Genomic DNA, 11,413 nt, shown 5'->3' with positions numbered 1-11,413 from the left:
ATAAGAGGGCGTAGTGAATGTAGACTTGCTACTTTACTTGCATCAAAGTTGTATTCACCAAGAAAATTAATGTGTTCCCATCCTAACGGAGAAACATGTTTAAGTAAATCTTCTCTCAAATTCCCCTTTTCCTTCAATAATTTTGTTGCTTCTGTAAGATAAACGGTATTCCATACGCTAATAGCATTTATTAGAATATTTAAAGCACTTGCACGTTGTAGTTGGTCTTGTATTCCTCGTTCTCGTAACTCACCTCGTTTTCCAAAGAATAAGGCTCTTGCTAACCCATTCATGGCTTCCCCTTTATTTAGTCCTCGCTGAATTCGACGGCGTAGTGTTTCGTTAGATATGTAATCCAAAATAAAAATGGTCTTTTCGATTCTCCCCATTTCTCGCAAAGTAGTTGCAAGTTTATTTTGTCTCGCATATGACCCTAATTTCCCCATAATAAGTGAACCAGACACTTTTCCTTCTCGAATAGAATGAGCTACGCGCAATACGTCATCAAAATTCTCTTGAATAATTTTAGTATTAATACGACCACGGAGTATATTTTCTAGTTTTGGGAATTCATTAGGCATTTGGATGGTGAATAGCTTAGAGTCAGCTAAATCACGTAGCCTTGGTGCAAAGCGAAATCCTAGTAAATGACTCAATCCAAATACTGAGTCGGCGTAGCCAGCTGTATCTGTAAAATGCTCTTCAATATTTAAATCTGTCTCATGATGAAGTAATCCATCGATAACGTGTACAGCATCACGAGCATTGGTATTAATGACTTTCGTATAAAAGCTTGAAAATTGATCACTAGTAAATCGATAAATGGTTGCCCCTTTTCCAGACCCGTAGTGTGGATTGGCATCGGCATGTAACGATGAAACACCAACCTGTACGCGCATTCCATCAGAGGAAGAGGTACTTCCATCTCCCCAATAGGAAGCTAGTTTAAGCTTATGTTGAAAATTTACTAATGTCGCTTGTGCACGACTTATAGCATCATCGAATAAACGCCATTGCGCTGCATTAGCCATTTGATGATAGGTAACTCCTGGTGTCGCTTCTGCCATTTTAGTAAGACCTATGTTAGTTCCCATCGCCATGAGAGCAGCCATGAGAACTACTTTTTCCTCTCCCTTTGGTGGGCGATTGGTTGAGGCATGTATCAACATTTCATCAAATCCTGTCCAGTGTGCTACCTCCATTAAAAGATCAGTGAGCTTTATTCTTGGCAACATATTATATAAAGACAGGCTAAAAGCTCTCGCTTCTTCGGGTGTATTCTTCTCCAAACGGTCCACTCGGATCTTAGCCTTTTCGATATTTACTCCTTCTAGAGAATCAAGATTATTTGAAACCCATGTAAGGCGTTGAGCTAGTGACTTTCTTCTTTCCTCAATATATTCATCTGCCGATGAACGAACGGCTAGTTTAGTTTCCGTAAGACGAGTTGTTGTCCAATCTTTTTTAGGAACAAGATACTCTTCAAAATCTTTATGAAGTCTACTACCGACTACGGATATGTCGCCTGAACGAATATGATTTTTCAACTCTGTTAGTGCAGCCATCTCATAATAGTGCCGGTTAATTATTCCATCATCACCATAAACATGCTTCTTCCAACGTTTAGGAATAAAATCTACCGGGGCATCATTTGGAATTTTTCTTTTACCAGATTCATTTATTTCATTTAGCGTTTTTAGGGCTTGCAATAATGGCTCTGTACCTTGTGTAGAACGAAATTCAAGAGATTTAAGAAAAGTAGGAGTATATTTTCTTAGATAAGAAAACCGATTTTCTAACAAATCTAGATAATCGTAATCCATCGGTCGGGCTAATTTTTGGGCTTCTTCAACGGAAGAAACAATTTTATCCCACGGCATAATCATTTCAATAGCATTAAATGGATCAAGCCCTTCATTTCGTGCTTGAATAAGTGCAGCACCAATATCTGCAAAATGCACGACTTTTTCATTCACTGCTTTTCCATTTTCTTTTTGCATTTCCTCTTGTGTTTTACGACCCTTTGATTGTAAAATCATCATTTGTCTATCATGAATTTCAATTGCTTGGTCAATTAGATCTTGGCTTAGTGTTACTAGATAGGCAACAAGAATTGCATATTTCTTCATTTCTTTAAATCTTCGAAATGAGTGTGGTTCATACCGTGCTCCAATACGAGATAATTGAAGTAACCGATTGGGATGGATTTGTTCTGTATTTATTTCTAATTTTAATTCTCGAATATATTCTAAGCGCTTTATGACTTTTAAAAAGGCTTCAGGTGAAGATTGGCCGGGAAGCTCCCTCAGCCATGCTAAAGGGGTTTTTCTATTGTCTACAAATGGATCTATAAGTTTATCTAACTTTTGTTTTTGCCATTTGGAAAGAGTACAAGTTAATGATTTAAAAATCCTTTCCTCTGCTCGTTGACGAGTTTCCCAAACAAGCCTTTCTATAGTAGTCATGCCAGGGAGAATAATTTTCTGATTACGTAGTTCTTCTTGTGCTGTACGAAGAAGATACATTGAATTTCCATTTTGAAGGGCATGATTCAAAAGAAACTGAGCTGCCTTGCGATAGTTCCCTAAGGAAAAATTTTGATAACCATAAACTTGACGGATTTCTTCCATATGCTCATGTTTAGTTGGCTCTCGTTGGGCATATAAAGAAAATGAATTAGGATTAACATCTATTTGGCTAGCTATGTATTCGATTATGTAATCTGGAATAGGTCCAACATCTGAAAGGGACCATCCAGGATAGCGTAGAACACATAATTGAACAGCAAAGCCTAATCGATTATGATCTCTTCTGTGTCGTTTAATAATTTCAAGGTCATATTGTGAAAAAGTATAATAAGTTTCTAGTTCACTTTCGCTCATATCAGCTGGAATTCGTACAAATTCCGTTCTTTGATCTTCTGTTAGTAATTCTTTCCCTCTCATGCTACAACTCCTTGCCAGATATCTTTTTCTTATCTAGATAACGGTATAAGGTTGTTGCTCCAATCCCTGTTGCCGTCTTAATTTGAGATAAAGAGTAATCTTTGCTTTCATACATTTTTATAGCAAGTTCTATTTTCTTTAAATCAACTTTCGGTCTTCCTCCGTTTCTTCCCCTAGCTCTAGCAGCCGTCAATCCATCTTTCGTTCGTTCACTGATAATATCACGTTCTAATTCTGCTATGCTGGCCAACATTCTGAAAAAGAAACGTCCCATAGCAGTTGTTGTGTCAATCTTGTCTTGAATGGAGACAAAATGAATTCCCTTTGCTTCAAAATGTTCCATAAGCTCAATTAAATGTTTGGTACTACGACTGATACGATCTAATTTATAGACAACCACCGTGTCGCCTTTACGTAAAACTTTAAGAAGGTCATCTAACTGTGGTCGGTTTTTTTTCTTACCTGATTCTTTTTCTTCAAAAGTCTGGTCCACTCCGTAGTGAGCCAATGCATCAAGTTGTAACGATAATGACTGATCTTGTGTACTGACACGTGCATATCCAAATTTCAACAAGAATCCCCCCTTATTAATGCCTTAACTATACCAAAAAGGGGGTAGAGATAGATATATTGGTCTTTTGATTTTGGTTATATTTTTGGTTATGTATTTAAGTAGTTTTTAAGGTTTTTAGAGAAGTTCTCTATTCATAACCAAAAACGGTCGTTTATGGTGATTTGTCCATGAACTAATGAATTAAATGGCTTTTTTAATTTTGTTCAATAATCGGGCCAGATTGTGGAACAACACTTTTAAAGAAAATTGGATATCTATGTTAAATTTCAGAATAGATGGTAAGGTTATACTTAACTAATGGGATAGTTTAGTTTTAGAAGATAAAATAATAAATCATACTTGACCCTGTACTATGGTACAGGGTTTATTCTGTACTAGGAAGAAAAATTCCTGTAAATAATTGCAGATCAAATAGAGGAGGCAGCAACATGAATCAAAATCATTTGAATACTTCGTTAAAGGACAAGGTGTTACAATCACTTGGTTTGCCAGAAGAAGGATTTGAGGGAAAAATCCGTTTATTGTCTCCTTCAGAAAATAGTATCCGTTTAGACATTCTTCTTTTCATGGCTGAGGGAAAAATCGTCAACATCAATGATTTAACTGCAACAGAGGAACAAATTGATGTCCAATCTGCTCTTCAACGTTTAAGGGAATTGGATTTAATTCACTGGGACCAAAACTCTGGGGATGTGAACGTGGCGTATCCTTTTTCAGGAGTTCCGACTCCACACCGTGTTACATTGGCTGGAATGTTGCCAGCTTATTCCATGTGTGCGATTGATGCCCTTGGCATTCCATCGATGTTTACAGATGCCGTTATTGAATCGGAATGTGCATTTTGCGGTGAAAAGATTACCATCGATGTGAAAAACAACATGCCCGTTGCCAATCCTGATACCGTGGTTGTAGGCTTGGGAACAACGGATGCTGCCGATACCAACGCATGCTGCGATTCTTCTTGCGAATCGAATGAGCCAACGTCCATTTCTACCAGCTGTTGCCCAGCCATTCAATTTTATTGTTCTGAGGAACATTGGCAAAAAGCGAATGAAAAGAATTCAACAACGGCGAAGGACAAGCTGACTCTTGCGGAAGCCTTTGAGGTTGGGGCTGCTGTTTTTGGCGGCACGTTATCTGGCTCTAAGGGTAAGTAAAATCTCATGAATGAAGTAAACTATATATTTACCCTGTACTAAGGTACGTGGTTTATGCTGTAAGTGAGGTGAGACGTATGAAATTTCGTATCGGAGAACTGGCTGACAAGTGCGGTGTTAACAAGGAGACCATTCGATATTATGAGCGTTTAGGCTTAATTCCAGAGCCTGAACGTACGGAAAAAGGATACCGAATGTATTCCCAACAAACGGTCGATCGATTGCATTTCATAAAACGAATGCAGGAATTAGGATTTACCTTAAATGAAATTGATAAATTGCTAGGGGTTGTCGATCGCGATGAAGCGAAGTGTCGTGATATGTATGATTTCACTATTTTGAAGATAGAGGACATTCAACGTAAAATTGAAGATCTTAAAAGGATTGAACGAATGCTGATGGATCTTAAAGAAAGATGTCCCGAAAACAAAGATATTTACGAATGCCCCATTATTGAAACACTGATGAAGAAATAAGAGGTGAAACAGAAATGAAAAACATAATAAAAAGTTCAGGTTGGTTTCTTGTCGCACTCATCACATGCCCGTGTCATCTGTTTTTACTACTTCCGTTGATTGCAGGAACAGCACTGGGATCATACTTCACGGAATTTAAAAATGTTATTTTCATCATGATGGGTCTGTTATTCGTTTTCGCTCTTTTCAAGGGCTGGAGAAAACTTGATCCAGAAACAAAAGAGGAAACAAAGAAAGATACAACCACACATGATTGTTGCAGCATGGAGAAGTTCAAGTCATGAAAGAAAAAGTTTCACAAGTAGCCACTGTATTTTCAGCTTTTGTTATGGCGGGTTGTTGCCTGGGTCCACTAATCTTGATTCCCCTTGGACTCACTGGGTTTGCAGGCGCAATCGCATTCTACTCGTTGAAGTATCGGTTATTGTTCAGCATCGTTACCATTGTCCTTCTTGCGTACTCCTTTTATATGGTTTATGGAAGAAAGGGTAAAAGGAAAAGTTCTGTCATTGGCTTATGGATTACAACGTTCCTTGTTTTTACCATGTTTCTTTTCTTATTTTCAGTTGAAAGTTGACTATAAAAAATGGGGTGTATTATGTGAAAGTACAAATAATCAGGATTATGATGTTGCTATCCCTTATGCTAGTGGTTAGTGCATGCAGTAACGAACAAGAAGTCCAAAAAACTGAAGTATCTAAGAGTGAAGTGAAAACAACTGCTATGAATTCAGAGAAGGATGTAAAAGCTATTACTGAAGCTGAGAAGACGGGGACATTCATGGTTATAGCAGGGATGGATTGCTGCCCGCCATCAGTTGTGGAAGATGCCATTGCACAGGTTGAAGGTGCTGGCAAAACAGCCATTAAAGTTAATGGAAGCACCGCGGAAGTAACGGTTTCTTTTGATGATACGAAAACCAATTTAGATGCAATTAAGACGGAGGTTTCAGACTTGGGTCTCCCCGTCGAATAAAAGGAGGATATTTTTACCATGAAAAAATATCGAGTGAACGTGCAAGGAATGACATGTTCGGGTTGTGAACAGCATGTAGCTGTCGCTCTTGAAAACATGGGTGCAAAAGCGATTGAAGTAGATTTTCGCCGTGGAGAAGCTGTATTTGAGCTTCCTGATGACGTGAAAGTTGAAGACGCGAAAAATGCGATTGCTGACGCAAACTATCACCCGGGCGAAGCAGAAGAATTTCAATCGGAACAAAAGACGAATTTATTGAAAAAATATCGGCTAAACGTTGAAGGAATGACCTGCACTGGTTGTGAAGAACATATTGCGGTTGCTCTTGAAAATGCAGGTGCAAAAGGGATTGAAGTAGACTTTCGTCGCGGAGAAGCACTGTTTGAACTACCGTATGATGTAGACATTGATATCGCGAAAACAGCGATTACTGACGCACAATATCAACCGGGCGAAGCAGAAGAAATACAAGTGCAATCGGAAAAAAGGACAGATGTAAGTTTAAATGATGAAGGTAACTATGATTATGATTACATCATCATCGGTTCTGGTGGAGCTGCCTTTTCATCTGCCATTGAAGCCGTTGCTTTGAACGCAAAAGTGGCTATGATTGAGCGTGGAACGGTGGGTGGAACTTGCGTTAATGTCGGATGCGTTCCTTCTAAGACCTTATTAAGAGCAGGGGAAATCAATCATCTAGCAAAAAATAATCCATTTGTGGGATTACACACTTCGGCTTCAAATGTTGATTTAGCGCCATTAGTAAAACAAAAGAATGATTTAGTAACCGAGATGCGAAATGAAAAATATGTGAATTTAATTGATGATTATGGTTTTGAATTAATAAAAGGTGAAGCAAAATTCGTAAATGAAAATACAGTTGAAGTAAATGGCAATCAAATCACAGCCAAAAGATTTTTAATAGCTACAGGTGCTTCTTCAACTGCACCTAATATTCCCGGATTAGATGAAGTAGATTATTTAACAAGCACTAGCTTATTGGAATTAAAGAAGGTTCCAAATCGTCTTACCGTAATTGGTTCAGGATATATCGGCATGGAATTAGGACAACTATTTCATAACCTCGGGTCAGAAGTCACTTTGATTCAAAGAAGCGAGCGTCTATTAAAAGAATACGATCCTGAAATTTCAGAAGCCATTACTAAGGCCTTAACAGAACAGGGAATTAATTTAGTAACAGGTGCAACCTATGAACGAGTTGAGCAAGATGGAGACATTAAAAAAGTTCATGTTGAGATAAATGGTAAAAAGCGAATTATTGAAGCAGAACAATTGCTAATTGCCACTGGAAGAAAACCAAATACAGAATCATTAAACTTACATGCAGCAGGCGTTGAAGTTGGTTCCCGTGGTGAAATTGTCATTGATGATTATCTTAAAACGACCAATTCCCGAATTTATTCAGCTGGAGATGTCACTCCCGGTCCCCAATTTGTTTATGTAGCTGCTTATGAAGGTGGACTTGCTGCTCGTAATGCAATCGGAGGACTAAATCAAAAGGTCAATTTAGAAGTGGTTCCAGGCGTTACGTTTACTTCTCCATCGATTGCAACGGTTGGTTTAACGGAGCAACAGGCAAAAGAAAAAGGATATGAAGTGAAAACATCGGTATTGCCGTTGGATGCTGTTCCAAGAGCGCTCGTTAATCGGGAAACAACAGGTGTTTTCAAATTAGTGGCAGACGCGAAAACATTGAAAGTGTTAGGGGCGCATGTAGTGGCAGAAAACGCAGGAGACGTAATTTATGCAGCAACATTAGCTGTGAAATTCGGTTTAACTGTTGGAGATCTGAGAGAAACGATGGCTCCATATCTAACAATGGCAGAAGGATTGAAGCTGGCTGTCCTAACTTTTGATAAAGATGTTTCGAAATTATCTTGCTGTGCTGGATAAGTTAGAAAAAAGATTCCTGATTATTGCTCAGGAATCTTTTTTCTGTTTTATGAATAAGGTTTTCCGTACTTTGCCAAATTAACTTTAAACTGTTTAAGGAAATGAAATATTTATATAGCATATTTGTTTTACACGGTTTATTATGTCAACAATCTGTGCACTTTGGTTAAGTCTTCTTGCTATTGAAATCTATAAAACTTACTTAATAAAAAGGATTGAGTTTCTCTACAAATTATCGAGGAATGACTAATGGTGGCAGAGGAATAAATCCCTTTTTAACAGCCATTGAGTCAGTGGCTAGGTGCAACGATTTGCACGATGATAATTACGAATAAATGCATCACTTACGTCTGCTCGATGGCTCGAAATTGCCCCAGTATTCCAAAGTCCATAAATCCCTGTACGGCGAAATAATGTCCAATGAGTATCTTCTGGTCATCTATAAACAGGCGTTTGAATATCTCCTAGTTCCTTAACTGTTTTTGATTCCGAAATAGCATTATATGGAGCTGGAACAGTGTAACCAAGACGAATTAAAATTTGATATAACTCTGTTAGATTGGGTTCGCATACATCCCGACGATAGATTTCCATAAGTTGTTTTAATTGAGGATTCTTTAAAATCTGAATGTATAAATTACATTACCCCAAGCAAACCCATTCGCGAAGGTAGCCTTGGGTTACCATATAATACTCGCTAGTATCAAGGAAACGGTTTTCATGTCGAGTTTATTATAGAAATGTTGCAATAACACCATTTTAAAGATGATGTTACTTCTATCTCCTGATTAAACTTTGTATTTAAATTATAAAATTGCACTTGACCTTCCCCTAAGGTGAACGTTGTAAACTCTAGTTAATTCAGTGATGGTCTTCCAGTTAACGAAAAGGGGGGAGATAATGGAGGATTTAACGATTGGTCAACTAGCCCAACAAACAGGAGTCAGTCGAAAAGCCATTCGACTGTATGAAGAAAAGGAATTGATACTGCCTTCTATAAAGCGTAGCGAAGGTAATTACCGCGTTTATAACCAAGAGCATGTGTTTTGTATCAATGGTATTAAACAACTCCGATCATTAGGCGTATCACTGGAGGAAATGAAAGATTTAATAGTGATTTTCGAAAAAAATACGGTGGAGATAGAACCGCATCTACAACATTTGTTAAAAGATAAACTGACCAAGATAGACGAACAAATCAACGAACTACAAAAGTTGCGTAAACACATTGAATCGTACCTTGATTCCCCGAAAGAGGCATTCAATCAAATGGAGGGATTTAAACAATGAAGAATAAAACAGAACTCAAAAAATTTTATGAACTATTGTTAGCTAAGCTGCCTAAAGAATCAGTGCCTATTCTTCGGACAATTTTTTTCTCCATTCGTGATGGGCAGGCAGTTACAGAAAGTTCTTTAATAAATCAAACGGGAATTAATACAAAAACAGTTCAGTCAGTAGTGAAGATATTAGCCCAACGGCAGATGATCGTTCGGGAGGCGGATCAAAAAATAGTAGGGGCATTGGGCTTATCGATTATACCGACTACTAACCAGATTCATTTAGGAGGACGAACTTTATTTGCCTGGTGTGCAATATCGACATTGGAGCTGTCAACTGCTCTGGTTGCTGATGTCGATATACATTCCCGTTGTGCGTACACAGGTGAACCGATTGAGGTAACTGTCCGAAATGGAAAATTAGCAAAAACAACTCCTGATTCAACAGTAATCTGGACAGTGCCGTTTGATTCTGAGGCTCCATGGGCCGGAGGAACATGTAAACAAATTCACTATTTTAGCTCAGTTGAGCATGCAAACAAGTGGAAAGAAGAACATCCAAAATTGCAAGGGGAAATTATGACTTTGGAACAAGCTCTCTCTTTTGGAAACGAATTGAAAAAATTTTTATCATAGGGTAGAGCCCATGAAGTTTCAAAAATCAGACAAGCTATGAAAAGGATGCTTTTATCGGTCAATTAGTCCAACAAATGGAGTTTTTAGGTAATGAAAAGTAATATCGAAAATAATAATAGGAACAAAAAATAACAAAGGAGGAAAAAGACATGAAAACTGAAATTCAGGAAATCGTAACCCGACTTGACCAACAGTCGAACAAGGGAGAGGGAGGAGAATCCATGAAGTGGCTGTTTCGCCCGTTGTTACAAATGCTAGCAGGGGGGGAGTCTGTCACCATTGAAGATATGGCGACAACGACCGGAAAACCTGTTGAAGAGGTGAAGAAAGTTCTCCAGTCTCTGCCAAGCGTGGAAATCGACGAACAAGGCCGTGTCGTTGGTTTAGGTCTTACCCTTATCCCTACCCCTCACCACTTTACGGTTGATGGGAAGCAACTATATGCCTGGTGCGCCCTTGACACACTTATATTTCCAGCACTCATCGGTCGTTCGGTCAACATCGAGTCACCCTGTCACAGCACCGGAGAACCTATACGGTTGAATGTGGAACCGGACCACATTGTAAGCGTGGAACCTTCCACTGCCGTTGTCTCAATCGTGACGCCAGATGATATGTCCTCGATTCGTACGGCATTCTGCAACGAAGTCCATTTCTTCAGCTCACCGAATGCAGCCGAAGACTGGCTTGACCAACATCCAGGGGGAAAAGTGTTATCTGTAGAAGATGCCTTTGAACTGGGTCGCCTAATGGGGACGCGTTACGAGGAATCTAGACCTGCCAATGGGTCATGCTGTGACATTTAGTCGCAAGTAACCACGATACCAGAAGGAGCCACAGGTCTGAAAGATGAAACCCAGGGCCAGCTCAGGACAGGTTTCCCTCTTTTATACCTGATTTCTTATATCTCTGACCGCTAACTACGCGAAGTATGCAAAGGTGGTAAAACCTACAAAAATACCCGGTATTTCTGTACTAAGGAGCCGATCCGTATATGCCATGGTACCGGAGTATTTATTCGATGCTACGATTGAAGGCTTTAAAGACGGAAAAACAGTACAAAAATACAGTTAAAATCCATAAATCATGGAGGTATTGAATAAAAAAATTCATCATTCTAGGAGGGAAAAATATGCAAACATTAATCTGTCCTGCTTGCGGATGTTCCCTCGTACGACTAGGGATTGAAAAAGATAGGGCAGCTGTGTACAAATATAAGTTTACGAGAAGACCTGCTAAAACATATTTCTCCATTGGGATGGGAACATATTAATTTTCTTGGCGAATACACATTTGATATGAAGAAAGTAGCAAGTTTATATTCACTACGCCCTCTTATTCAATAATACTAAAGGCCGATGATTCCTTAGGTAGGGAAAATCGGCTTTTTTCCTCCCAAAATTCTCTTAGCGTATGTTTTCCGCGTTTTGTTGGTAAGACCCCATGCCCATCAACT

General features: G+C 38.8%; 12 protein-coding genes and 2 pseudogenes. 12 read left to right on the top strand and 2 right to left on the bottom strand.

What is annotated here, in order from left to right; genetic code table 11:
- On the bottom strand, positions 1-2,945 hold a 2,945-nt coding region (locus KI369_RS10645), incomplete at its 3' end, for a Tn3 family transposase (RefSeq protein WP_212955918.1).
- Between the two features lies 1 nt (position 2,946).
- Complete coding sequence (locus tag KI369_RS10640; RefSeq protein WP_000668443.1) at positions 2,947-3,516, bottom strand: recombinase family protein; 570 nt, start codon at positions 3,514-3,516, stop codon at positions 2,947-2,949.
- Between the two features lie 431 nt (positions 3,517-3,947).
- Between KI369_RS10640 and KI369_RS10635 the strand changes: the two genes are divergently transcribed.
- The 12 genes and pseudogenes from KI369_RS10635 to KI369_RS10585 all read left to right on the top strand — a co-directional run.
- A complete protein-coding gene (locus KI369_RS10635) occupies positions 3,948-4,676 on the top strand; it encodes an organomercurial lyase MerB3 (RefSeq protein WP_001073002.1) in 729 nt (242 codons plus the stop codon).
- A 77-nt stretch (positions 4,677-4,753) separates the two neighbouring features.
- On the top strand, positions 4,754-5,152 hold the full coding sequence (gene merR1, locus KI369_RS10630) for a mercury resistance transcriptional regulator MerR1 (protein ID WP_000672080.1): 399 nt from the start codon (positions 4,754-4,756) through the stop codon (positions 5,150-5,152).
- A complete protein-coding gene (merE, locus tag KI369_RS10625; protein ID WP_254912385.1) occupies positions 5,149-5,436 on the top strand; it encodes a mercury resistance MerE in 288 nt (95 codons plus the stop codon). Before merR1 ends, merE begins: the two co-directional genes overlap by 4 nt.
- Positions 5,433-5,729, top strand: coding sequence for a mercuric transport protein MerT (gene merT / locus KI369_RS29815; RefSeq protein ID WP_000660891.1), 297 nt, complete (start codon positions 5,433-5,435; stop codon positions 5,727-5,729). Before merE ends, merT begins: the two co-directional genes overlap by 4 nt.
- Positions 5,730-5,752: 23 nt before the next feature.
- On the top strand, positions 5,753-6,127 hold the full coding sequence (merP, locus tag KI369_RS10615) for a mercury resistance system substrate-binding protein MerP (protein WP_000867937.1): 375 nt from the start codon (positions 5,753-5,755) through the stop codon (positions 6,125-6,127).
- 18 nt (positions 6,128-6,145) lie between these two features.
- Positions 6,146-6,325: pseudogene (locus KI369_RS29985) on the top strand (heavy-metal-associated domain-containing protein); the annotation flags it as partial.
- Between the two features lie 57 nt (positions 6,326-6,382).
- Positions 6,383-8,041, top strand: a complete 1,659-nt coding sequence (gene merA, locus KI369_RS10610) for a mercury(II) reductase (protein WP_033665599.1) — start codon at positions 6,383-6,385, stop codon at positions 8,039-8,041.
- Positions 8,042-8,941: 900 nt separating this feature from the next.
- The gene (gene merR2, locus KI369_RS10605) at positions 8,942-9,331 is read left to right on the top strand and encodes a mercury resistance transcriptional regulator MerR2 (protein ID WP_000389892.1); all 390 of its coding nucleotides are present in this window, start codon (positions 8,942-8,944) and stop codon (positions 9,329-9,331) included.
- Positions 9,328-9,957, top strand: coding sequence for an organomercurial lyase MerB2 (gene merB2, locus KI369_RS10600; RefSeq protein ID WP_000792368.1), 630 nt, complete (start codon positions 9,328-9,330; stop codon positions 9,955-9,957). Before merR2 ends, merB2 begins: the two co-directional genes overlap by 4 nt.
- Before the next feature lie 149 nt (positions 9,958-10,106).
- Positions 10,107-10,763, top strand: coding sequence for an organomercurial lyase MerB1 (locus tag KI369_RS10595; RefSeq protein ID WP_000845541.1), 657 nt, complete (start codon positions 10,107-10,109; stop codon positions 10,761-10,763).
- A gap of 326 nt (positions 10,764-11,089) precedes the next feature.
- The gene (locus tag KI369_RS10590; protein ID WP_162493026.1) at positions 11,090-11,230 is read left to right on the top strand and encodes a hypothetical protein; all 141 of its coding nucleotides are present in this window, start codon (positions 11,090-11,092) and stop codon (positions 11,228-11,230) included.
- Positions 11,178-11,303: pseudogene (locus KI369_RS10585) on the top strand (hypothetical protein); the annotation flags it as partial. The gene KI369_RS10590 and the pseudogene KI369_RS10585, both read left to right, overlap by 53 nt.
- Between the last annotated feature and the right edge of the window lie 110 nt (positions 11,304-11,413).

This window comes from Bacillus sanguinis (assembly GCF_018332475.1).
In the GTDB taxonomy this organism is placed as follows: domain Bacteria; phylum Bacillota; class Bacilli; order Bacillales; family Bacillaceae_G; genus Bacillus_A; species Bacillus_A sanguinis.
The sequence above is the reverse complement of the archived record's forward strand: the minus strand, read 5'-3'. Positions and strand labels throughout refer to the sequence as shown.